This window comes from Fischerella major NIES-592 (assembly GCF_001904645.1).
Classification (GTDB): Bacteria; Cyanobacteriota; Cyanobacteriia; order Cyanobacteriales; family Nostocaceae; genus Fischerella; species Fischerella thermalis.
On sequence record NZ_MRCA01000028.1, the window covers coordinates 1 to 22,322 of the forward strand.

The following is a 22,322-nucleotide window of genomic DNA, read 5'->3' on the forward strand; positions in this document are numbered from 1 at the left end:
TTCAGTTTCGCCCATGAGGTATTTTGCAAGTAATCTTGCTTGCAGTTCAAAGGATGAAATGCAAAATTAGATTCAGATTGTGGTGGTAATTTTAGCAGTTATTCTCAGACGGTAGCGTTTTACGTTTTATATCGGATACCATACCCATGTGTAGATACTTAAAAGCCTCAAAACTTCTAACCTCTGGGAATATGTTTTCATAAATTTGACAGTATTCGTCTATAAAATTGACTGTGGTTATTGGCTGACGAGGCTCTACCATAATACAGGCCTTACTTCTGGGTTTTGTTTTAAATTTTGATAAAAGATTATGAGCAATTTTATCTACCATAATACAGGCCTTACTTCTGGGTTTTGTTCTCGATTATATTATGGCGAGAGTGATAAAAGAGGGTTAATTGAAGTTGCAACTGGGATGAGTTCTGGAGTAGCAGCAATGCATCCCAGGCTGAAGAGAGATTAATCTTTATTTATCGACTGTAGCAAAACTTGTAACTACGCTTTTGGAGCTGGCTTTTGCCGTTTAGCTGGAACCACCTCGAACTCAAAAGTAGCAATACGGCGATCGCCAATATAAACTTCTATTTTATGCTTACCCATAGGATCACCAGTTGCGATCGTCCAAGAGTTTGTGATCACACCATCTTTGATTGAGTCTGTGCGTTGAATATTTGCTGCTGTACCGTCAGGTGACAATGAGAAATTATCAGTGTTACTTGTTGCCCAACTTTCAGGAGGTTTTGGTAACTGAAGGACTTCTCGCCATGTTACCTCACCCTGGTAGTCTTTGAGTTGAATCCGCCAACCATAGGCTATTCCCTCTTGCAGTGGCACTTTTGTTGTGGGGATGAGGGTAGTTTTCCCGTTTTTTTCAACCCTAAGAACCCCAAATTCAGCTTTACTCACAACAATTGGTTTAGCAGTTGTATTTTTCTGCACCTGTCTATTGGGTAATTTAACTGCTTCCACAGCCAAAACTGGTGATATCAACCAAGACAAAGCCAATCCAACACTACAAACCCAAACTTTTGGTTGCATAATTTTTTTAGTATAGAGTGATATTTATTCATAAATAAGTAACCTCTTTGTTTCAGATAAATTATTAACACTTTTGGTGTATAAATTTTTTTGCAGTCTAGTTAAAACCTCAAGAGTTAAACAATTTCACAAAAACTTATACCAATGCAAAAATTGTATAAGGACAGATAACCCCACCCACCTAACGGCACCTTCCCGATCTAGCTGAGGGTTGGGGAGGGGTCTGATACTAATAAAAATTGAGTAGAAAATGCATCTACAATAGACACAATTCCACTCATCATTTTTGCTAACCTACTCATTTAGGCTTGAAGCTAGGAGTTAGTTTTTGAAGATAGCGTCAATAAATTAACGGGACTCTGTTCCTTGATTAGGGCTACCTGCTACAGTATCTTCACTAGCTGATTCTGGTGAAGCACTAGTTTTGCCACTAGTTTCGTCGTCGCCACTGCTAGTTTTACGAGTAGCAGAATCAATATCAGTGATATTTTCTTCCATAGGATTTTCGTAACCACCAGATCCAGTAGTTTCGTATTCACCAGGCTTCATAGATGAAGATTCTTTTGCTTGTTGTTGCTCAGACATAAATTTTTACTCCTTTATTGTTTTGTCCTGGCAACAAGTTTAAAAAACCAAGAGTACAGATTCATCTTTCTAAAAACTGGTTTACCTGCTGTCTCTCATATGTCCGAAGGATTATTTTACGCTCACTAATTAGAGTTATGGTAGAGGAGTATAGACAGTATTGCGAATTCTCTACCATTTCACAATCCTCTTCCTTGTCCCCCTTATCTTAGATCTTGCACCTACTTTTTCGTCCGCCAAGAAATAAATTTCAAAGGCTCAAAGCTCAAGCAGGCTAAAGGTTACTGGATATACATTTGAGTCCGTTTTAACGGACTTGGGCTATGAGGGTTGAACNTTCAGTTCAAGGCGTACTCAGGGCGAGGTGCAACTCAGGTGAGTTATCCCCTTGTCTCCCTTGCCCCCTTCCCTTCCCCCTGTTCTTAATAACATCCCACTCCTTATTTCTAGGGAGTGGGATACTGTTTTCTGGGAAAAAACCGTAAATACGGTTATATTCTATCTGTAGATACCGTTGTTAAAACGATCAAATCCTTCGGTGTAGACTGGTTCTACTTCTGTCACTTTGAAGTGATCTAGGTTAGCTTGCAGGATTTGTTTTTGACGTTCGCTTAATCCTTGAATTTTCAATACATCCTCTACCTCTTTGTAAGGAGCATTTTTGATAATTTTACCTGCTAGGGTAGGATACAAGCCGGGGTATTTCTGAAAAGCTCGCACATTGGTGTTATTTAAATCAATTTTGTCACCATATACATCTGCAAGCTTGGCATCTGCTGGGTTACGCAGGCTGATACTTTGTTCAACCGCCAGAACAGATACCGATCGCAAAGCAAAACTATTCAAATTGCTTGCTTGGGCTATCTGAGGCGTACCTAACCATGCCAAGCATCCTACCAACAAAAAACTAAAGACTGTTAATAAACGCACCAATTTTTTCACGATTTTTCCACCTCTTTCCATCAAACCAAAATAAAAAGTTTTCAGCTAGTGGCGCTTAGTTCAAGGCTGTAAATACCTATTGGATAGGAAAAGTTTTGCAACAAAGTTCACCAACTTAGCCCAAGGGCTTGTAGGTTTGTGTTTGCCTTGACTTTATCCTACTCTCAGGGATGGATGAGGGCTAAACCCTACAAAAACCACCCACAAGGCATTTACTGATTATGTTGTTGATCCTTTCGCTGATAGCTATTCGCTTCATCAGCACACAGCAGTCATCAGAAACTAATATACAGCGTATTAATATCCACAATCTTTGCAGCCACTATGATTGACCCAAGTTTTGCGAAAAATTTTTCAAATTAGCAATAATACTTATGCAAAAAACTAACTAAATTGGCTCAAATCTCAGAAAAAGCTGACTTTCTCGTAAGTTTTCTTTACAAAATTTAATACTATCTACGCTTTCATCTCAGGGAACACAGAGGTAGGTTTTGAGTCTTAGACGGTTTAACTATAAAATCTGATACCTTTGGCAAACAGGAAGACAAGGAGGAAAAGCGAGAAGATGGTGAAATGGTATTACCACTAAGAAAGCCTGCTGAAACAGCAGGCAAAAACACAACAGAACTATGAACAACCTATGTGTAATAAACTTTATGATTTAACCGAAATATCTCATCTCTGCCTCTAGCTGGCGAATGAGGTTTTCATCGCCCTTAGCTCTTGCTACTTCCAAGCGATGCTGTAAACTTCTTCTAATGTTTTCTCTATGAGTTTCCCGTGCTTTTTTTACTACTTCTGTTCTGTTCGTAATCATAGGTTTTATTTTGTCTGAATTATCCTGAACTTATGTCTTGTTATCCTAACATATCAAAATTTTAGTCGCGTATGTTACAGAAAAAACAAACTTAATAATATAAAGATTATCACTCATGTCAAAGAATCAACAAAATCCACAGAGGCTGCTGACTTTCCTTAGTGATTTTGGCGATCGCGATGTGTATGTAGGCGTAATGAAAGGAGCGATCGCCCAAATTAACCCCAAGCTCAAGGTAATAGACTTAACACACCAAATTCCGCCACAAAATATTGCCGCAGCTAGGTTTTGTCTCATGGATGCTTACCCTTACTTTCCTGTGGGAACAGTACATGTAGCGGTGGTAGATCCGGGTGTAGGAGGGCAAAGAAGAGCGATCGCTGTAGAATTTGCCAATGGGTACTTGGTAGGGCCAGATAACGGCTTATTTAGTGGAGTGTTAACTCACAGTCCTGCTATTGCTGCGGTGGAACTGACAAATCCTAATTACTGGCGCACTCCAAATCCTAGCACTACATTTCATGGTCGAGATATATTTGCCCCAGTGGGAGCACATCTAGCTAGTGGTGTTTCCCTCCAACAGCTAGGAACACAGATAAATCCAGAAAGCTTAGTCAAGCTAAAGATAGCCGAATGCAGCCAAAACGAGAATATAATCACAGGTTGTATTCAATATATTGATCACTTTGGTAACTTAGTCAGCAACATTCCTGGAACTTACGTCCAAGACAAAAGCTGGAGTGTGCTTGTGGGTGACAAAATCATACCAGGAAGCCGAACTTATGGAGATGTGGAAATTGGGGATGCGATCGCCCTTGTTGGTAGTCACGGTTGGGTAGAACTGGCTATCAATAGCGGTAATGCGCGATCGCAATTACAGATGAATTTGAGAGATACCATACAAGTAGTAATCGAGATGGGGTGATGGGGAGTGTGAGGAGTGTGTAGACGCGTAGCGGCTTAAGGTAAGGGTGGAGTAGTAAATAACCACTATCGTAGAGACGCGATGTTCCTCGCGTCTCTACGCACTAACAACCAACAACCAACAACCAACAACTAACAACCAACTAATTTGACATATGACTACTCAAACAGTGTCAGCACCGGAAGTTTATCAAGGGCAATTTGGCGAGTTTACAATTACTAAAGGCGATCGCCATGGCGTGATCATTTACCGTAGTGGGTTGATGCTAGCAGCAATTTGCTTTGCTGTGGGTAGTGCTTTAGTTTTGTTTTACCCTAACCCTACTACTTTGAAATTACTGACACCTTTATATGCTTGTTTCAGTTTAGGTCTTGGCATTAGTTTACTCACCATTCATATTTACATGGTAGAGTTGCACCGAACTTTACAAATTTTTTGGCTCATTGGTAGTATATCCGCAATTATCTTGGGAATTACGAGTAGTGAACCTTTAGCTATTACTATTTACACTCAACCACTAACTTTACTTGGTGTTGGTTTTACCTTTGCCGCTTTGACTGGTATTTATTTTAAAGAAGCATTTTGTTTCAATCGTCTGGAAACAAAATTATTAACTCCCATCGTACCTTTACTGTTACTAGGACATTTAGTTGGTATATTGCCAACACAGTTAGAACAGTTATTGTTGGGAACGTGGGCGATTTTATTTGTTATTTTCGCTATACGAAAAGCAGTACAGGCTATCCCACCAGATATTGGAGATAAGTCGGTGTTTGCTTATTTAAAAGCAAAACGTTCTGCCAAAGTTTAATGCAGAAAAATGTAAAACATCAACAGCAAAAATTCCCCATCATGCGTTTATTTAAGCGCAAGTCTTTGTGGATGCCAACTACCGCGGAATGGAGAGTGTGTGGACCCGTAGCGGCTTAAGGTAAGGGTGGAGTGGGGGAGTGTGGGGAGTATGAGGAGTAGAGAAATAATTATTAACAACTAACAACTAACTACTAACTACTAACNACTAACTACTGTAGGCCGCGTGCATTTGTACCAAGATATTTAGTTTTCAGCAAAGATACTCATACAAATGCTTCGCCCCTACTAACAACTAACCACTAACAACTAACAATTGACCAATGACAAATGATACTCAAGGCGAGTAATCTTGACTAAATACTCAATGAGGATTGAGAATTGGCAGTTGAACGTGGGTATTGGCTAGCTTGGTCACAAATATCAGGAATTGGCCCGGTATTGCTGCAAAGGTTACAACAGCATTTTGGCACACTCCAAGCAGCTTGGGAAGCTAGTCCTGCACAGTTGGAAGCAGTGGAAGGTTTTGGTTTTCAGACATTGCAAAAAGTGGTACAACAGCGATCGCGTCTTCATCCTGAACAATTACTCATCCAACACCAAGAGCAAAATCCCAATTTTTGGACACCAGTAGATCCAGAATATCCTCGCTTGCTGTTGGAAATTCCCAGTCCACCACCACTACTGTACTTTCGTGGTGAAGTAGAACTACGGGAAAATTTAGGCGAAACTCCATTAGTTGCGATCGTGGGTACGCGCCAACCCTCAGAATACGGTATTCGTTGGACTCGTCAAATTAGTACAGCTTTGGCTAAAAATGGTTTTACAGTCGTTTCTGGTTTAGCAGAGGGAATTGATACAGAAAGTCACGCCGCCGCTTTGAAAGCTGGAGGACGCACCATAGCAGTTTTAGGTACGGGTGTAGATGTCATTTATCCAGCCAAAAATCAGCAACTTTACAAACAGATTTTAACTGCTGGGTTAGTTTTAAGTGAGTACCCAAGCAAAACGCCACCTGAACGCACTCAATTTCCCCGTCGCAACCGGATTATTGCTGGATTGAGTCGCGCTGTCTTGGTGATGGAAGCACCACTAAAGTCTGGTGCGTTGATTACGGCGAATTATGGGAATGAATTTGGTAGAGATGTTTATGTCTTACCGGGTAGAGTTGATGATTATCCATCCCAAGGATGCTTAAAGTTACTTAGTCAAGGTGCTGCTCCCATTCTCAAAGAATTAGATGAATTGTTAAGAATGTTGGGAGCTATACCAAAAATAGATTCTGTTTCTGTGTCCCCAGAACCACAACAATTAATCTTGCCTGATTTGCCACCAGAACTGCAACAAGTAATAAATGTAATTTCTTCTGAATCTTTGGCTTTTGATATGATTATCCAACAAACAGGTATGCCTGCGAGTGTTGTTTCTAGTGCGTTGTTGCAGCTGGAATTGATGGGTTTAGTCTTACAAAAACCGGGAATGAAGTATCAGCGCAAATAACAAAAAGGGAGTATTGTTTATGTATTCTTAACTCCATAAGTAATTGCGATCCCTTAACGGAATGTGAGGGCGCAGACTGGCAGATTTGGGTTTTGACGACTCAAGCAATCTTGAAGAACGGGAATAAATAAACCTTCACTGTTCGCATTCACTCCAGTACTCAAAAATTGGCTCCAGTCAGTGTTTTCTTGCCAGATGCTCCGAGCCATGATCAATCGTTCGGGAGCCAGCGATCGCCGCCTCTAACTTATCAAAAAAAGTTTATCGCTTTTAAATCAGTAAACAGTTGTTAATTTTAATAAACTTTGCTTTAGGAATGCGTCCTTAGATTGCCGTAGCATTGACTGCTCCTGCGATCAACGGTTAATCTTCTCTAGTTTGTCAGATACATAAAAAAGCCCCCTACCAACTGGAGGGACTTTTGTTTTTGTTTAGTTGCGATCGCAAATTATGAGAGGTTTGTAGTGAGCGATAAATCGCTTAATTTTAAGGACTAAAGTCCTGACTAGGAACCTTCTCAATCAACTTATGTATCTCATCAATAATGATCGCAAGATTTGGAACCCGTCATCAAAGTTTGAGCTTAGAGACTCCTTTGTAAAATCGGTAGTTATTTCCCTTTTTGCTGTGAATAACGAGATAGTATAGCTTTTGTTTTCAAATCACAAATTTTCACGATCGCCTCTACCATTTCCTTCTGATCGCCTTGCAAATTAAGTTTGTCTAGCGCTTGATGAAAGTTATCACCAGAACGTAGGTTGCGAGTTAATTCACTCAGTTGAGATGAGTCCAAAACTTTTTGAATTTCTCGATTGCGGCGTTGACGTACTGCTTGGAGTTGTTGCCGTATTTGTGGGGTAAAGTTGATCTCTAAAGATGATTGAGTTGCCGGAGCAATAGCTACAGGAGAGTTTGTACTAAAATTAACTAGGGAAGCCGAAGCAGTTGTTGGTGATAAGACGACAAGCAGAAAAATTATACTGAAGATACATAGAAGCTTGATAAATTTGAACTTCATATTCACAAATTTTTAGTAACTACCTAGATAGTAGGATTTGAGGAAAGGAAAACAGTAGGAGCGACTCGACACCAAGTTAGTGTTTTGAACCAAAACACATGTAGCCAAACAGCCCTGTATTAGAACGGGAATGGCAGCTTAAATATAGTACATTTGTGCGCCAGACAAATATAAAAGCAGAAAAGATGAGACAATTCTTTTGTCTGGTCAGCTTCGCGTCTACGCGTAGCCTCTCCTTTAGGAAAATCCCCAATCTTCACTTAATCTGATTTTTTCATTCTGTCAATCTCTCTTTGCAATTGTGCAATTTTTTGTCGTAATTTTTCGATTTCTTCGTTTCGGGCAGCATTTTCCGTCGCTTTCACATCCACTGCTCCAGATGCAGGCGATCGCATGTAATTTCCTTGCTTGATCTGCTGATATTCTGTTGAAACTGCCCACTCCTGTAGATAATGTAAGCGTTCTACAGGGAAAGGATGGCTCAGCATCTCGCTTTGAGCGCCACTGTAAACCAAAAATTTATAGACTTGATTCAATTCATCTTCGTCAAGCACCTGATAATTTTCTGACTGACGAATTAACTCTTGTAAACTACATTCATTGGCATATTTTATACTGCCACCTGTAGTTTTCATAATTGATGACATCACAGTATTCAAGTCATCTACTAATAATAATGCGGCTCGATCTGCTGATAACTCTGCTTTGCGTCGCCATTCAAAAAAAGCATAAATTAATGCTGGTGTAACAAAATTACCTATACCAAAAGTAAATCTACCAAGGGCAGAAGCAGCACTCATCGCCCCCATCGCCATTTGAATTAAAATAGTATGACCACATTTAATATGCCCCAGTTCATGGGCTAACACCGCCCTAATTTCGGCTTCGTTTAGTAAGTCTAAAATCCCTGTATTTATGACTATATAAGGATGTTCTTGCCCCAGCGCATAGCTATCAGCTTGGGGATTTTGTGATAAAAACAGTGCTGGCTCTGGATAAATATCCAAATCCCGCACACATTCCCGAAAAATCTGGTAAATAGTGGAGTATTGACGAGGCCCAACTTGGATGGTGTTGCCCATTAAATAGATTAACTGCGGGCGCTCGTAGATAAATTCCATGAGTTTACGGGCAACTAAATCAAATCCCGGTAAACTACGCAAGGCTTGCTCTGCTTGCCGATCTAAGGGGTGTCTAAAAGCTTCGCTGGAAATTCCTGTATAGGTTGCCATAATTTACGGTAATAATATCAGTGGTTCTTTGTTGGTGCGTGTTTGTTAGTGGGAAAATTCCAGAGAACTAACAACTATCAACTAACAACTAACAACATAATAGAAATGGGGCTGTTACAAGTAAAATCACTTTGTATGGGATGAAAAGCGTGTGATTGAGGCAGAAGTTCATTTATCATTACATAACTTCCTGCGATCGCAGGCGGGTTTCCCTTCCTGGCCCCATCATTTAACGATGGCACGGTTGGTTGCACGCGCCTTGCGCCTGGGACGTAGCGCCCTGATTCAAGTAGGTGCAGCTTGCAGCTATCAAGGGCGGTATCGTACAAGCTTTGTGGCATCGGCTTTGATGTGGCATAGCCCTGTGATTATCGTTGCTGCTGAAGTTGTGCAGCAACGTCTTGTGAAAGTAGAAATTCCCCGCTTGCAGCAATGGCTGGGAATTAACAAGGCTATTAGAATAGGTGATGCTTGGCCTGGTGGTGACTTTCAAGGATTGTTTTTGATTTCACCTCAAGCTTGGTTAAAAGCACAACTAACACCCCATGAGAATTTTCCGGCTGGCATTCCTACGATTATTGATGGCGTAGACGATTTAGAAGTTTGGGCGCGTGATCAACTCACCATCACTTGGGAAGCCCATGATTGGGATCAGCTGATACTTGGCTACCCACACATTGCTGAGGAAATTCGCTCTGTACGAGCAAAACTAACACACGAACTATTCCAGCATCCTGCAAATCCCTACGAATGTTATTTGATTTCCCAAGCAGAAACAGAAATATTGAGCAGTCTTTATTCAAATTTAGACATAGATACTCTCCCCGATGCTTGGAAACAGTTTTGGCAACAATTCCAGCACTGTTGTTCCCTCACCTCCCCATTGCCCCTAATCCCCACGACCGACAGGGAGTGGGGGCCCCGAGTTGCCCATCGCCCCACCACCCCATCTCTCCTCTGGGCCACTATTGCCCGTCGTCAAGGTTTATTTTCTTTACACAGCGCCCCAATTGATATCGCAGAAATACTGACCCCGATTTGGCAGCGACAGCCTGTGGTATTGATTGGTAGTTCCCTAGAACCAGAAACCGAGGCTCCTATTTTTCGCCAACACCTTGGGTTAGGTGAGGAGTTGACTTGTTTAAAGTTCTCGGATAGTCAAACGGAAGCGATTCAACTTTACATACCGTACCAGTTACCCTTACCCAATACCCCAGAATTTCAAGCAGCATTTATTCACAAAGTGCGGACGCTGGTTTGTCTGAGTGCAACATCGCCAGGATTGACGGCGGTGTTAGTCGGAGATGTACCATTGAAGTCCCAAGTCGGAGCAATCTTAGCTTCGGAATTTGGTTCGCGAGTCCAGGTAGAAAAAACTTGTTTAGATGAAAATGGGATTTTAATTAGTGGTTGGGAATTTTGGCGCGAACATCAAAAAGTTTTGCCTGCACCACAATTGATTATCATCGCGACTCTACCTTTACCATCTCTTGAACATCCCTTGGTAGCAGCAAGAGTTGCCCACTATAAGCGATTGCATCAAGACTGGTTTCGTTTATATCTATTGCCATCTGCTTTAAACGAATTACAAAGAGCGATCGCCCCAGTCCGAGAAAGTCAAGGTATTGTAGCTTTGCTTGATAGTCGAGTCATCAACCGTAGCTATGGCGCTCAAATATTAACTGCTCTTAGTCCCTTAGCGCGTATTAACTATCTTGATCCCAGCTTATTTTCCCAACATAGTAAGGACGACTCATAAAAGTTGTGTTCGTGGTTGATGCTTAGTTTTTGGTAGTTGTACCAGACGTGCCATGACACGTCTGTACATTGGTTGATAGTAGGGGCAAAGCATTTGTATCAGTTCAGGGTACAACAATCAACAATCAACAATCAACAATCAACAAACAACAAAATACACAACTGTTATTTAATAGAGAAAACATTTGGAATTTTAGTCGTAGGTGAAGTCAATGGGTGAAGCAAAACGTCGTAAAGAAGCACTGGGAGAAAAATACGGTCAAGCTCAACAAGAACGCATTATGCCTTGGGTTCCGATCACGAAATCACAAGCAGAACTATTTGTCAAATGGACTTCTCGTGGTGCTTGGATTGGTATTGGTATTATGGTTGCAGCCTGGGTAACAATTCGTTTTATTGGCCCGACTTTTGGTTGGTGGCAAGTAGTTTGAACCACTGCTTTAAATAAATTTTTTCAAAAAGACAGCTTGCATAGCCCAGCTGTCTTTAAATTTTTATACCAATAACTTGCAAATATGCAGCTGTGATAATTCAGCAATTATTAAGTTGTACGAAAAGGTGAGTCAAGCTCTTACATTGCCAATTAAAGTAGACGTTTACAATGATTTTAAGCTAAAGTTGTAATGAGTTTGTTTTATATTAAGGTGTGACTGCAAAATTGTCAAGGAATATAAAATTCCTCTCGGCGATCTGTGATTTCCGCAGCAATTACTCGTAGCAACACAGTTTCAAACTGACCAGGAAGTACATAAACCCTAAAAATATAAAATAACAAATAAACATTCAAAAGAAAAAAAATTACTAAAACAGTTAACAAGCATCAATATGCAAAAACCGACAATATCTAAAAAACCCATTCGTTCCTTAGAAGATGCAATAGACCAGTGTCAAACGCAGGGTATGCGTGTTAGTCGCCAACGTCGCTATATTCTCGAATTACTTTGGCAAGCAAAAGAGCATCTTTCTGCTAGAGAAATTTACGATCGCCTCAATCAACAAGGTAAAGCGATCGGTCACACTTCTGTATATCAAAATTTAGAAGCCTTATCTTCCGGTGGCATTATTGAATGTATTGAACGCTGTGACGGACGTCTGTACGGTAATATCAGTGATCCCCACAGCCATGTTAACTGTTTGGATACAAATCAAATTATAGATGTTCACATAACATTACCAGAAGAAATTATTCGTTTGGTTGAAGAACAAACAGGCGTTAAAATTACAGACTATAGTATTAATTTTTACGGCTACCGAAATTCGTAAGAAGAGGAATCGGGGATGGGAAGGTGAATAAGGAGGACAAGCGAGACAAGAAATTTTAGATTTTAGATTTTGGATTGCAATCTCATCCAAAATCGCAAAAATGCCCAATTCCCAATCCCCAATGACAAATGACCACCACCAACCAACTATCCCAATACTGTCTCATCATCAGCATAATCTTCATATAAATCACCAGACATCATTGGTTCACCTTCTGCACTTTCAATAATATTTCCAATGGCATCATTATTTAACCAAGGGGCTGTTTTTTCATAAGAATTAATATTATTAATATAAGTAGATTTGGAGAGTAATTTTTTGATAGTTTGAAAATCTTTAATTGAAAAGATTGCACCATTAAGTATGGCAATTTCCTTGTCAGTTTCTTGCAGAACAGCTTGAAATAAGCAGGTATTGGTGAGATTCGTTGACTGAAGATTTGCGCCTGTGAGGTTAGCACCAGTCAAGTTAGCACTCGCTAGGTTTGCACCTGATAAATTTGCATCTGTGAGGTTAGCACCAGTCAGGTTAGCACCTGCTAGGTTTGCATCCTGCAAATTAGCTCCAACTAAATTGGCTCCCATGAAATTAGCATTAGATAAATCTATTTGCCCAAAATTGACACCAGCTAACATTGCTTGTGACAAATCAGCGCCTGATAAGTTGAGACAAGTGAGGGATGTTGATTGCAGACGTTTTGCGAAAGCAGCTGGATGTAAAACTTTTGTCCTGGCAATTAATATTATTAATGCTTGTGCATAAAATTCAGACAAACTTTCTGGATTACCACAAGGCCAAAAAGTAGTTTTGGTTTGTTGGTGACAAGCACAAAGTAAGAAAAATACATTCAGTCCTACTGCTGCATGAATCTGTTCTACATTTGCAGGGTTTTGCAATGCTTGAAAATGAGCGAATGCTTTGTGTGCAATACCTTCATCTAACCAACGACCTCGACAATAGCCATACCAAAAAGATAGCAAGCGATCGCACAACAATTCAAAAGAAAATTCATCCTGTGGTTCTCGTCGCAAACCCTCAATCACCAAATTTTCCAATTCCGGGGAAACAATTCCAAAACCAAATAAATTGTAAAGCTGCTGAGCAACGCTACTAGCAGACTCTAGCACGAAGGTAAATTCACCATAAGCGTTTTCTTGACGTTGAATAAGTAACTTCAGTTGAACAACAATAGCCTGAGTACAGAGGAATTCTCCTAATTTGGGGTGAGAGAATTCAGTTTGCAGGTGAGGAGTGTAAGGCGGGAAGGTTGAGTGTTGACTCTGAAAATAAAAGGCTGGGAGATTCTTGTGGCTGGGTTCTAAAGTAATTTGATGGCGTTGGGAGTGCAATATTTGTAGTGCGATCGCTTGCATATGTTCGAGTACATCTTGGGGATGACGGTTTTGCAGCAGATTGGCGATCGCGTCTTGTGTGCGGTGGATATAAGTCGAACCTGAACGCAGCAGTATTGTTTTAATACCACCAGTTTGGGGATATCCTAATAACCATCGACTCAGCCGTTGGTGAATTTCCCATAAAACAGTAGCGCTGTTAGCTGCTTGAGTCTTAGTAGCTAATAGTAATATCTGCTCATCCAGAAGTCCGTCTCGATGCAACACTCCTAATAAATAAAGCATCAGGGGTTGACGGACAAGGGCTGAAAGTTCCGGTAGCTTGGATGTAGCTGAGAATAATCCTGATTGTTTGAGGAACGTAAAGAAATTTTGAGCAATAGGCAAAGATTGGACTTGCGCCCATAGTTGAAACCATTGTCTCCACTCTTCCTGTTCCCAAGGTTGAATACTAATTCGGCACAATGGCAATGGTTGTTCTAGTTCTTGAATGATTTCCTGTAAAGCTTGTGAAGTACTAGTCAAAACAATCTTATGCCGAGACTGAGACTGCAAGCTAAACAACTGCTGCATCAAAATGATTTTTGCCTGATTACCCTGACTAGCAGGTGGTAGTTCATCTAAACCATCTAACACAAGCAAACAAGGAGGATAGTCTTGTTGCAGCCAATCACCAAGGTGGATATAACGATTAAGAGCAAAACCAGAGTTTAAGGTTGCTGCTAAAGTTTTACCGTACTTAACATCCTTGAGGCGAATTAATATCGGTATCCATGCAGGGTAAAGTTCTTTTGCTGCAACTGCTGTCCACATTTGACAGAAACTAGTTTTGCCATAGCCAGGTTCCGACTCAATCACAGCAATAGTATCTAAATTAACCAGTTGTTGTCGCACCCATGTCATTAAATCAATCGCTTCAACTGTTTTTTGTTCTGGTTGCGAATCACTATCATTGATTGGTAAACCATTCAGGGGAACATAAATATCCTTGAGAGCAAAGGATTCCATAAATAATGTTTCTGATTGTCTCTGCATTAAACTAGCTCGGTAGAGTTCCCGCAACAAGTCAATTTTGTCGCTTACATATAAGCCAGTCTCGGAAATTTGCAGATGTTTGTCAGTGGAATTAACAGGGTATGAATTTCCTAATCCAACGAATTTTTGTAGTTGCGCTAAAGGTGGTGCGTTTTCTGCTATCACTGCTAGTAAGTGTCCAAACAGTGAATTTTGCAAGCGTTTCGTGATTAATTTACTTTCTGCTTCCTCCACTCCATTGGCAACAAACCAGGCTTTGACAGCATTATCTATTTGCTGTACCAGTAATGAATCTGCTACTAAACTTAAAGCTTGTTCAGCTTGAGTATCCGTGAGTTTACCGGGGCGGAGAGTTTTGAGGAGTCCTTGCAGTTGGGTATCTTGTAGGAGTCGCGCAGGAGTTTTTAATAAATCGCCTGTGTCTTTCTTGTCTCCGTTTTCTCTTCTACTATCCCAAAGCATTATCTGGTTTAACCAAGGTCTTTGTAAGCTTTTTTCTTGAGCGAAAAGTTGCTGCAAGCCTCGAAGATAGGCTATTTGAAATGCTAGCCATGTGCCTTCGTTACGTTTTAATGGCTTTTTATGAGAAATTGTCCGCAGCAGACTTTCTGTCAATTGAGCAAAGACTGTAATTTCCTGCCACACAATAGCCAAGGGGAGTTCTAAGACTTCTGCCAAGCTACAAATGTCCAAAGGAATGAGGCTTTTTACTTCCATATCCTGAACAATACGGAAGGCAATACTCACCATCTGTCCTGGTGACAATCCACTGAGATCAGAGATTTCAATATAATTTTCTGCCAGCCAATGCCGAATACTCAAGCTCATTTAGTTAATCTAATTACATAGTATTTGTCTGTATATGGCAATTATCATCGATCTTTTTCAGTTCAAAAACACATTCATTGAATTTGGATGGATTTGGAATTGACCGATAATCTTTGATGGTGCAGAGCAAGCCAAAATCCAAAATTTCAAATCGAATGACCACTGAATACACACCGATAAACGATAGATGAGACAATTGAGTATTCGGACATCTCAATCTGAATCTAAAATTGCTTCGGTAAGAATAGGGAGAATACGTGAAGTATCGAAGCTGTTTCCCATTAACTACAAACAGCATCAGAGTATAGTTTAGATTATGAGCGATCGCCCTCTAAAATTATTGCTAGTTGACCAAGACCCCATCTTCCGGCTAGGATTACGGGTCGCTTTAGAAGAATTTTCTAACTTGCAAGTAGTATCGGAGGTAGAAACAAATACTGCTGCTTTGCAGGTTTTAGCAGAACTTGCCCAACAAGACCTCAAAAGTATAAATTTAGTAATCTTAGAACTAGGTAATAGTCGCTCTCTCCACAGTCAGCAAATAGGTTTACAACTGTGTCGGCAAATCAAAACACAGTATCCAAACTTGCCTATTTTGTTGCTAAGTTCTGTGCAAGACCAAGGGCTACTGTTGGCAGCCAAGTCTATTGGTATAGAAGGTTACTGTCCCAAAGGAACACCAGTTACCGAATTAGTTGACATTATGCAAGAAATAGTAGCTGGTCGTTCTTACTGGTATGTCTTCAACGACACAACAACACAGACCCCATCTCCCCATCTGCCCACCACCCCATCTCCCCACCATTTTTTCACTCGGCTATTAGAAAACCTCCGTTTGTCAGGAAATACCCAAATAGATACTAATTTAGCAGCAGTAACAGCAAAATTGCAGATTCCTGGACAGCCGATATTAGAACGAGCAGTGTTAGCTGGACAGCGACGGGAGTTGTTAGCAGCTCGTTGGTTGATCAATCATTTATTAGCAACACCACAACCTAGGCAAATCAACGACCAAAGTCAACCTCAAGCTGCTGAACAATTACCACTACCCGTAGTAAATATCCCTAGCGATCGCACCATCACTCCAAAAACTCCCTCCCTACTTAGCCCCAGAGCGCTGCAAGCAACAATATTTACATCTTGCCTAAATAAACTACAATTACCATTGCAAAATGTTACAGATGTGTCTTTAGAAATTGACATCTTGCGCCCAGATAAAAAACGAGAATTACTTTATTTGATTTTGCAAAAACTTGCTGATACTTTAGATGATCTGCGTAATTCCCAAATTGAAATTAATCAACTATCTGACATCAAAAGTGCAATTTTACATGAATTATGGAAGGAAGTTTCTACAGAATTTTTTGGGAAATTTTCTCGTGTAAGATTTGGTAATAATCAGATCGAAATTATCAATGTGATATTACAAAGTTCTGGAGTAGTACAAACAGGCATTCTCAACCAAATTCCCTTAGTTATCGATTTATTTTCTTACTTGTTATTTCAAACAGATTTAATTATTGATAATACTAATTATTCTGCGGGAAGCTTTGAAGCTAATCAACAGGCAGAAATGTTATTAGAAAACTTGTTGATTCAAGTAGGTAATTCTGTAGTACAACCTCTCCTGAACTATTTAGGAGATATAGAAGATATTAAGCAAAATTTTTATGATCGTAAATTGATTTCCACACGAGAAATTGAACGCTTTAGAAATAGTTTATCTTGGAAATATCGTATAAAAAATTTAGTAACAGAGCCGAAAGCTATTTTTGAAAGTCGCTATGACCTATTTGTATTTGCTCCCCGTGGTATTGCCAAAACTTCTATTTATGCTCCTCGTCGTCAAGAATTAGCTGAACTTTCAGGAATTCGTTTATGGGTAACACTAGGACTAGAATTTGGTGATGCGATCGCCCCTCGTTTGCAATCGCTATTATCTTTCTTAGGGAGTGGAGTCGTCTTTGTGCTCACAAAAATAGTTGGTCGGGGTTTAGGTTTAATTGTTCGTGGGATTTTGCAAGGTATTGGTAGTGTTTCGCTCCCAGAAGGAAAAAATAAAAAAAGTTAGTGGTTGGTGGTTGTAAAGACGCGCTCTTTGAAGCGTCTGTACATTGGTTAGTGGTTAGTGGTTAGTGGTTGATAGTTAATTACCATTGACAAATGACTAATGATCACCAATTACCAATTACCAATCACCAATTACCGACCCAACGGATAATATTCAGTGTTCAAGCGGACATGATATAACTCATATTTTCCAATCACGGCGGAAGTGGAAGAAACTTTCCAAACAATCTTGTAATTTTGTATTATTTTGTAACCTTTGCTGATGCCACTGTCTGGCAGTTTGTTCTAAAATTTCTGAAAAACTGGGAAAAATTGCAGCTAAATTTGCTATGTGATTGATTTTAATTTTTTGAGCGATCGCTAAAGCAATAATATTAATTAATTCATTTGCTGCTGCTCCCAATACCCCAGCTCCTAAAATTTCTCCATTACGTCGAACAATTAATTTACAAATACCTGTGGTTTCTTCCTGAATTTGAGCTACTGCCAGGAGTTTAAAATACTGTCGTAACACTATAATTTCATTCTTACCATACTGGCATTTTGCTTGTGCCTCTGTCCAACCAACTTGAGCCAGCATGGGGTGAGAACAAACTCCCCAAGGAATGCAATGATAATTTACTTTATTCCAAGGAAAAAATAGAGCATTTTTCAACGCAATTCCTGCCTCATAATTAGCAATGTGAGGAAATTCATAGCCACCAATAACATCACCACAAGCGTAAATCTGGTGATTAGTTGTTTGCAGTTTTTCGTTCACTACTAAGCGGCGTTGATGCCATTTCACACCCACAGCTGCTAAATTCAGGGATTCAATATTTGGCTGCTGGGCAGTAGCTACCAAAATTTCATCAGTTTCAATGGCTTTGTGTCCTGCTTGGAGCCATTTTTTATCTTCGATGAGCATAACCTGAGTTACCGTTGTGTTTGTGAGGACACGCACACCTTCTGCTTCTAATTGTGCCTGTAGAAGTTGAACTATTTCAGGGTCAGCATGACGGATGATAGAGGGGTGGTGAACTATGAGTGTGACACTACAACCCAAGCGCACCAGAGTTTGTGCTACCTCAACGCTTTGGGGAGTACCACCAATAATTACCCAATTCTGGGGTGGTGTAGAACTGCCTAGAGACTGCCAAATTTCGGAGAGGGTAAGAAAACCAGTTTTTTGCAATCCTTCAATATCTGGAATTACCGGAACTGAACCACTAGCCAATAAATAGGTGCGTGCGCGCAGTAGACGATTATTAACAGCAAATACTAAATCAGGTGAGGCTTGAAATTGTCCTTTGCCAATCACAACATCGACACCTTGAGCTGCTAATACAGCAGGTGAATGGAATTGTTCTAGATTAGAACTCACACCACGAGCGTAGAGCAATGCTTCTGACCACATCACAGGCGTTTGAGATTTTCCTGAAGATATAGCTATAAAAGAGTCTTGCAGGGAAAGTGCCTCTGTTTTTTCCGTTGAGCTATGAATTGTGCCGTTGGAGACATTTGTAGGATAAAAAATATCTGGTGGTTTAGAAATACCAATTCCGAATTGAGCAGCATTACTTACCTGTTGGGCCAGCCTGCCGATTTCGCTAAAAACGTGGTGATAAATAAATCCATAATCTGTTTTGGCTTCTACTAAAGCAACTTTGGCTTTGAGTTGGGTTGCCATCAGGGCAGCAGAACGCCCTGCAAGACTGCCACCAATAATTACGACATCGTAGTCAAGAGTCATTAGTCAAGGGTCAATGGTCAAGGGTCGATTGTCAATTGTCAATAGTCAGAAACTTGGAACATTGGACTGTTGACTATGGACTATTGACTAAAGCGATCGCATCTAATAAACGCTGGTTTTCTGAGGATAAGCGGACAGCAACACGGAAATAGCCATCGCCCAATTCAGGGAAACTCAAGCAGTCGCGAATTAAAATTCGGTGATGCTTGAGTAGTTGTTGCTGCAATTCAAGACTGGAGTACTGTGATTTTACAAGTAAAAAGTTAGCAGCACTTGGCAAGGGTTGCAAACCTGGAATTTGGGCTAAACCCTCAAACAACTGTTTTCGTGTTGGTTCTAGCCATGTCCAGGTTTGCTTCTGAAAGTCTTGATCAGCGATTACAGCAACTGCTGCGGCTTGGGCAAGAGTGTTGACAGGCCAGGGGTCGCGCCAAGACTGCCAACGCCGCAAACGATCAGGATGAGCGATCGCGTAACCCAACCGTAGCCCAGGCAGACTATAGAACTTGGTGAGCGATCGCAAAATGACTAAATTGGGATATTTCTCTACTTCTCCAATTATGCTTTGTTGTTGATCTGGAGGTAGAAAATCCATAAAAGCTTCATCCACCACTACCAAAGCGAATTTCTCTAGATAGGGCAGAATGGCTTGTTTTGAGAATAATTTTCCTGTTGGATTATGAGGGTTATTGAGAAGTAGCCCTTTGTCTTTTGTGATTTGTCCTCTGTCAAGAATAGATGACAGATCACTGATCACAAATGACTCTTGATCAATAACTAAGGAAAGAGGAAATTCCAGCACTTTAGCGTTGTATGCCGCTAGCGATCGGTAGTAGTCGCCAAAGGCTGGAGTTATGAAAGCTGTTGCGGCTAATTCTGCCAATTCCTTTCCTGCCAGGGTTAGTAATTCTGCCGAACCGTTACCCGGCAGAATCCACTCTGGCAGCAGTTGATGAAACTTACCCAGAGCCAGCCTGAGTTCACAATAATCTGGATCTGGATAGTGCCGAAGATTAACCAGTTGTGACTCAATAGCAACTAACGCACTGCTTGGGGGACCCAACGGGCTGATACTCGCAGAAAAATCAACAATAGCACTGGGGGAACAGCCAGCCAGCGCTGCTGCCCAAGCTAAATTTCCCCCATGTGCCATTTGCCGCATCAAAAAAGATTTCCCTAAAACATCACTAACTAAGATTTTGGGGGTGCAACTTTCTCTCTAAACAGCTTTCCAGCAGAGAAGGCAGGAACCTTGGTTGCGGGAATTTCCATCTTTTCGTTGGTTTTGGGGTTACGCCCTTCGCGGGCTTTGCGTTCCCGCGATTCAAAAGAACCAAATCCGACTAGGGTCACTTTATCACCAGAGGAAACAGCTTCAATGATAGTTTCCAAAGCCGCAGTTAAAACAGCATCAGCTTGTTTTTTGGTTACGCTAGCCTTCTCTGCTACTGCGTCGACTAATTCACCTTTGTTCATGTCAAACTCCTTGAGGTTTATTTGAGATACGGTACAGATGCACTTGACGCATCTTTACTTAAATCTCTGTTTTGAGATTTACAAAAGCCGTCCTTGTGAGTATTTTTGCTTAAAATTCTTGTAACTCTCATAGGCTCGACTTTTCAATGAATCATTCTAAAGTGTTCAAGCCAGAAGTGGATAGATGAAAGCATTAATTTATATGGATTTCAGGATTTTTTATTGTAAAAGAGTAATTGTTTCACAAAAAACACCCCTTTTTTTAGGAAAAAATACTTAGTAAAAACCCCTATTGTGAGGGTAACAGGGAGTGGAGAGTGGGGGAGCCAGCGCGGTCTTGTTGGTTTCCAACAAAGAGCGACTGGCGTGGAGTGTGAGGGCTGTGGGGAGTGTGTAGACGAGGCAGTGCGGTGGACGGGTTTCCCGGCATAAAGCACGTGGCGTCACCTGCCGTGCACTTTGCGCGGCTTCCTGTAAGGGTGGAGTAGGGGGGACAAATTCTTAATCTAGGCTTATCATCCCTTTATTTTGTTTTCTAATTTTTTATTAACCAGGATTTGGAATTATTAATTATCTTTTTCAACCTAATAAGAACTTTGTTATAAGTTATGTAAACTTATCGACCTCTATTAAAACAATGCGGGAGAGCAAGAACCCCTACCTTTTCCTTATTAAGGAGGGGATGAAGCCCGACTTGCAGGATTGTAGAAGGCGCGTTTCTCTACTTTCCGCGTTCAACGATTACCAATAAATCACCTATTTCACAATCGAGCGCTAGGCAAATTTTCTCTAAGGTATCAAGGGGAATAGATTTTGCTTTGCCATATTCAATTTTTTGAATATTCGCAAGCAACATCTCTAGCTGTCGTGCTAACGCATTTTGAGACAAGCCTTTGTCTTCTCTTAGCTGTTTGAGTCTGACCTCTAGAGGATTGCTGAATTTGGTTTATGCTCGTCAGATTCAGTTTCGGAAACTTCATTAAAATAATCACGGCGATTTGCCTGTCGCATTACTTGGAGCAACGGTGACAAAGATGTTTTTTTAGGGAATGATGCTCAAGCGATCGCCCAAAAACTTCGACAAATTACCTAACACAAAAGTTTTCTCGCTTCCATGCTTTGTGTGGGAGTGAGAGTGTGAGGAGTGTGTAGACGCGTAGCGGCTTCCCGTAAGGGTGGAGTGGGGGGAGTGTGAGGGGTGGGAGAGAAAAGTTTTTAATCTAGGCCTGTCATTCCTTTACTTTTTTTCTTCACCTTTCTAATGTTTCATTAACCAGGATTCGGAATTATTAATCATATTGTTGAAGCCACTAAGAACCTTGTTATAAGTTCTGTAAACTTCTCGACCTGTATCACTGTTCAAGTAACCACATTTGACGGCAAACTCTATCCATGTTTGAGTTTCAGCTGCTTCTGCTTCACAATCATTTAACTTAGCTACAAATGCAGCCTTGTATCTTCGTTTTCGCCAAGCCTCTGCAAAATTAGCACAAACAGAACGAGAAGAACGACGAATTTGGTCAGTTAATGAAAAACGTTCCTCAATAGGAAACTTTTTAGACAAATCAAAAATTTCCATTGCAGCATCAAACGCCATCTTATAAACTTCTAAATCTTGGTGTTTTTTCACTAAACCTTTAACCATCTTCCTCAACTCCTCACACCCCACCCTTACGGGAAGCCCTCCGGGTACTCTTCGAGAAGCCGGGCTTCGCCCGTCTACGGGGGTTCGCAATCGTGACGGAAAGCGGAGCCAGTGCGGTGGACGGGTCTCCCGGCATAAAGCACCTGGCGTCCAAGACTGCGACCCCCTCACCGCTACGCGTCTACACACTCCTCACACCCCTTCGCTCTTGTATTGTTCATGCTGCGATCGCCTTCCTCTTACCCCTCACACCCCACCCTTACGGGAAGCCCTCCGGGTACTCTTCGAGAAGCCGG

19 protein-coding genes and 2 pseudogenes are annotated in these 22,322 nt (G+C 40.9%); 7 read left to right on the forward strand and 14 right to left on the reverse strand.

Annotated features, from left to right (window positions below):
• Positions 1-106: 106 nt before the first annotated feature.
• The 5 genes and pseudogenes from NIES592_RS26095 to pirA all read right to left on the reverse strand — a co-directional run.
• Positions 107-262 (reverse strand): annotated as a pseudogene (locus tag NIES592_RS26095) (IS701 family transposase); the annotation flags it as partial.
• Positions 263-495: 233 nt separating this feature from the next.
• The gene (locus tag NIES592_RS23645; RefSeq protein WP_073557090.1) at positions 496-1,038 is read right to left on the reverse strand and encodes a hypothetical protein; all 543 of its coding nucleotides are present in this window, start codon (positions 1,036-1,038) and stop codon (positions 496-498) included.
• Between the two features lie 348 nt (positions 1,039-1,386).
• Positions 1,387-1,623 (reverse strand): hypothetical protein, encoded by a 237-nt coding sequence (locus NIES592_RS23650; protein ID WP_073557091.1) that lies wholly within the window; start codon positions 1,621-1,623, stop codon positions 1,387-1,389.
• Positions 1,624-2,121: 498 nt separating this feature from the next.
• Positions 2,122-2,586, reverse strand: a complete 465-nt coding sequence (gene psbU, locus NIES592_RS23655; protein ID WP_009457367.1) for a photosystem II complex extrinsic protein PsbU — start codon at positions 2,584-2,586, stop codon at positions 2,122-2,124.
• Between the two features lie 640 nt (positions 2,587-3,226).
• Positions 3,227-3,382, reverse strand: coding sequence for an arginine synthesis PII-interacting regulator PirA (gene pirA, locus NIES592_RS25520; RefSeq protein WP_178379621.1), 156 nt, complete (start codon positions 3,380-3,382; stop codon positions 3,227-3,229).
• A 115-nt stretch (positions 3,383-3,497) separates the two neighbouring features.
• Here pirA and NIES592_RS23660 point away from each other — a divergent pair, with 115 nt between their 5' ends.
• The 3 genes from NIES592_RS23660 to dprA all read left to right on the forward strand — a co-directional run bounded on the left by NIES592_RS23660 (position 3,498) and on the right by dprA (position 6,617).
• Positions 3,498-4,307 (forward strand): SAM hydrolase/SAM-dependent halogenase family protein, encoded by an 810-nt coding sequence (locus tag NIES592_RS23660; RefSeq protein WP_062247866.1) that lies wholly within the window; start codon positions 3,498-3,500, stop codon positions 4,305-4,307.
• A gap of 154 nt (positions 4,308-4,461) precedes the next feature.
• A complete protein-coding gene (locus NIES592_RS23665) occupies positions 4,462-5,118 on the forward strand; it encodes a DUF2301 domain-containing membrane protein (RefSeq protein WP_062247864.1) in 657 nt (218 codons plus the stop codon).
• Between the two features lie 380 nt (positions 5,119-5,498).
• Positions 5,499-6,617: a DNA-processing protein DprA gene (gene dprA, locus NIES592_RS23670; protein ID WP_073557092.1), complete on the forward strand. Its 1,119-nt coding sequence runs from the start codon at positions 5,499-5,501 to the stop codon at positions 6,615-6,617.
• Positions 6,618-6,670: 53 nt separating this feature from the next.
• On the opposite strand, the gene NIES592_RS25525 is transcribed toward dprA, so the two are convergent.
• The 3 genes from NIES592_RS25525 to NIES592_RS23680 form a co-directional block, all read right to left on the reverse strand.
• Positions 6,671-6,826 carry a hypothetical protein gene (locus NIES592_RS25525; RefSeq protein ID WP_178379622.1) on the reverse strand — a complete coding sequence of 52 codons (156 nt, stop codon included), beginning with the start codon at positions 6,824-6,826 and terminating at the stop codon, positions 6,671-6,673.
• A gap of 401 nt (positions 6,827-7,227) precedes the next feature.
• On the reverse strand, positions 7,228-7,635 hold the full coding sequence (locus NIES592_RS23675) for a hypothetical protein (RefSeq protein WP_062247860.1): 408 nt from the start codon (positions 7,633-7,635) through the stop codon (positions 7,228-7,230).
• A 260-nt stretch (positions 7,636-7,895) separates the two neighbouring features.
• A complete protein-coding gene (locus NIES592_RS23680; protein WP_062247859.1) occupies positions 7,896-8,867 on the reverse strand; it encodes a M48 family metallopeptidase in 972 nt (323 codons plus the stop codon).
• A gap of 151 nt (positions 8,868-9,018) precedes the next feature.
• Between NIES592_RS23680 and NIES592_RS23685 the strand changes: the two genes are divergently transcribed.
• The 3 genes from NIES592_RS23685 to NIES592_RS23695 all read left to right on the forward strand — a co-directional run bounded on the left by NIES592_RS23685 (position 9,019) and on the right by NIES592_RS23695 (position 11,888).
• Positions 9,019-10,626, forward strand: coding sequence for a helicase C-terminal domain-containing protein (locus NIES592_RS23685; protein WP_178379623.1), 1,608 nt, complete (start codon positions 9,019-9,021; stop codon positions 10,624-10,626).
• Between the two features lie 211 nt (positions 10,627-10,837).
• Positions 10,838-11,056 (forward strand): DUF2839 domain-containing protein, encoded by a 219-nt coding sequence (locus NIES592_RS23690; protein ID WP_009457357.1) that lies wholly within the window; start codon positions 10,838-10,840, stop codon positions 11,054-11,056.
• Between the two features lie 394 nt (positions 11,057-11,450).
• Positions 11,451-11,888, forward strand: a complete 438-nt coding sequence (locus NIES592_RS23695; protein ID WP_062247855.1) for a Fur family transcriptional regulator — start codon at positions 11,451-11,453, stop codon at positions 11,886-11,888.
• Positions 11,889-12,034: 146 nt separating this feature from the next.
• Here the strand turns inward: NIES592_RS23695 and NIES592_RS23700 are convergent, their stop codons facing one another.
• Complete coding sequence (locus NIES592_RS23700; RefSeq protein WP_073557094.1) at positions 12,035-15,103, reverse strand: pentapeptide repeat-containing protein; 3,069 nt, start codon at positions 15,101-15,103, stop codon at positions 12,035-12,037.
• A 316-nt stretch (positions 15,104-15,419) separates the two neighbouring features.
• Here NIES592_RS23700 and NIES592_RS23705 point away from each other — a divergent pair, with 316 nt between their 5' ends.
• Entirely contained in the window at positions 15,420-17,174 is a 1,755-nt protein-coding gene (locus NIES592_RS23705) for a DUF3685 domain-containing protein (RefSeq protein WP_073557095.1), read from the forward strand.
• A gap of 180 nt (positions 17,175-17,354) precedes the next feature.
• On the opposite strand, the gene NIES592_RS23710 is transcribed toward NIES592_RS23705, so the two are convergent.
• The 5 genes and pseudogenes from NIES592_RS23710 to NIES592_RS23735 all read right to left on the reverse strand — a co-directional run bounded on the left by NIES592_RS23710 (position 17,355) and on the right by NIES592_RS23735 (position 22,026).
• Positions 17,355-18,905 carry a dihydrolipoyl dehydrogenase family protein gene (locus tag NIES592_RS23710; RefSeq protein ID WP_073557096.1) on the reverse strand — a complete coding sequence of 517 codons (1,551 nt, stop codon included), beginning with the start codon at positions 18,903-18,905 and terminating at the stop codon, positions 17,355-17,357.
• 73 nt (positions 18,906-18,978) lie between these two features.
• On the reverse strand, positions 18,979-20,067 hold the full coding sequence (cobD, locus tag NIES592_RS23715; protein ID WP_073557097.1) for a threonine-phosphate decarboxylase CobD: 1,089 nt from the start codon (positions 20,065-20,067) through the stop codon (positions 18,979-18,981).
• A gap of 29 nt (positions 20,068-20,096) precedes the next feature.
• Complete coding sequence (locus NIES592_RS23720) at positions 20,097-20,381, reverse strand: HU family DNA-binding protein (RefSeq protein ID WP_009457351.1); 285 nt, start codon at positions 20,379-20,381, stop codon at positions 20,097-20,099.
• A gap of 721 nt (positions 20,382-21,102) precedes the next feature.
• Positions 21,103-21,288, reverse strand: a pseudogene (locus NIES592_RS23725) (helix-turn-helix domain-containing protein); the annotation flags it as partial.
• 351 nt (positions 21,289-21,639) lie between these two features.
• Positions 21,640-22,026, reverse strand: a complete 387-nt coding sequence (locus tag NIES592_RS23735; protein WP_009457350.1) for a four helix bundle protein — start codon at positions 22,024-22,026, stop codon at positions 21,640-21,642.
• Positions 22,027-22,322: the final 296 nt, after the last annotated feature.

What these genes read in the sequence shown, in the direction of transcription:
- NIES592_RS23645 (WP_073557090.1), bottom strand. Translation starts at nt 1,038, where the DNA reads ATGCAACCAAAAGTTTGGGTTTGTAGTGTTGGATTGGCTTTGTCTTGG.
- NIES592_RS23650 (WP_073557091.1), bottom strand. Translation starts at nt 1,623, where the DNA reads ATGTCTGAGCAACAACAAGCAAAAGAATCTTCATCTATGAAGCCTGGT.
- psbU (WP_009457367.1), bottom strand. Translation starts at nt 2,586, where the DNA reads ATGGAAAGAGGTGGAAAAATCGTGAAAAAATTGGTGCGTTTATTAACA.
- pirA (WP_178379621.1), bottom strand. Translation starts at nt 3,382, where the DNA reads ATGATTACGAACAGAACAGAAGTAGTAAAAAAAGCACGGGAAACTCAT.
- NIES592_RS23660 (WP_062247866.1), top strand. Translation starts at nt 3,498, where the DNA reads ATGTCAAAGAATCAACAAAATCCACAGAGGCTGCTGACTTTCCTTAGT.
- NIES592_RS23665 (WP_062247864.1), top strand. Translation starts at nt 4,462, where the DNA reads ATGACTACTCAAACAGTGTCAGCACCGGAAGTTTATCAAGGGCAATTT.
- NIES592_RS25525 (WP_178379622.1), bottom strand. Translation starts at nt 6,826, where the DNA reads ATGGCTCGGAGCATCTGGCAAGAAAACACTGACTGGAGCCAATTTTTG.
- NIES592_RS23675 (WP_062247860.1), bottom strand. Translation starts at nt 7,635, where the DNA reads ATGAAGTTCAAATTTATCAAGCTTCTATGTATCTTCAGTATAATTTTT.
- NIES592_RS23680 (WP_062247859.1), bottom strand. Translation starts at nt 8,867, where the DNA reads ATGGCAACCTATACAGGAATTTCCAGCGAAGCTTTTAGACACCCCTTA.
- NIES592_RS23690 (WP_009457357.1), top strand. Translation starts at nt 10,838, where the DNA reads ATGGGTGAAGCAAAACGTCGTAAAGAAGCACTGGGAGAAAAATACGGT.
- NIES592_RS23695 (WP_062247855.1), top strand. Translation starts at nt 11,451, where the DNA reads ATGCAAAAACCGACAATATCTAAAAAACCCATTCGTTCCTTAGAAGAT.
- NIES592_RS23700 (WP_073557094.1), bottom strand. Translation starts at nt 15,103, where the DNA reads ATGAGCTTGAGTATTCGGCATTGGCTGGCAGAAAATTATATTGAAATC.
- NIES592_RS23705 (WP_073557095.1), top strand. Translation starts at nt 15,420, where the DNA reads ATGAGCGATCGCCCTCTAAAATTATTGCTAGTTGACCAAGACCCCATC.
- NIES592_RS23710 (WP_073557096.1), bottom strand. Translation starts at nt 18,905, where the DNA reads ATGACTCTTGACTACGATGTCGTAATTATTGGTGGCAGTCTTGCAGGG.
- cobD (WP_073557097.1), bottom strand. Translation starts at nt 20,067, where the DNA reads ATGCGGCAAATGGCACATGGGGGAAATTTAGCTTGGGCAGCAGCGCTG.
- NIES592_RS23720 (WP_009457351.1), bottom strand. Translation starts at nt 20,381, where the DNA reads ATGAACAAAGGTGAATTAGTCGACGCAGTAGCAGAGAAGGCTAGCGTA.
- NIES592_RS23735 (WP_009457350.1), bottom strand. Translation starts at nt 22,026, where the DNA reads ATGGTTAAAGGTTTAGTGAAAAAACACCAAGATTTAGAAGTTTATAAG.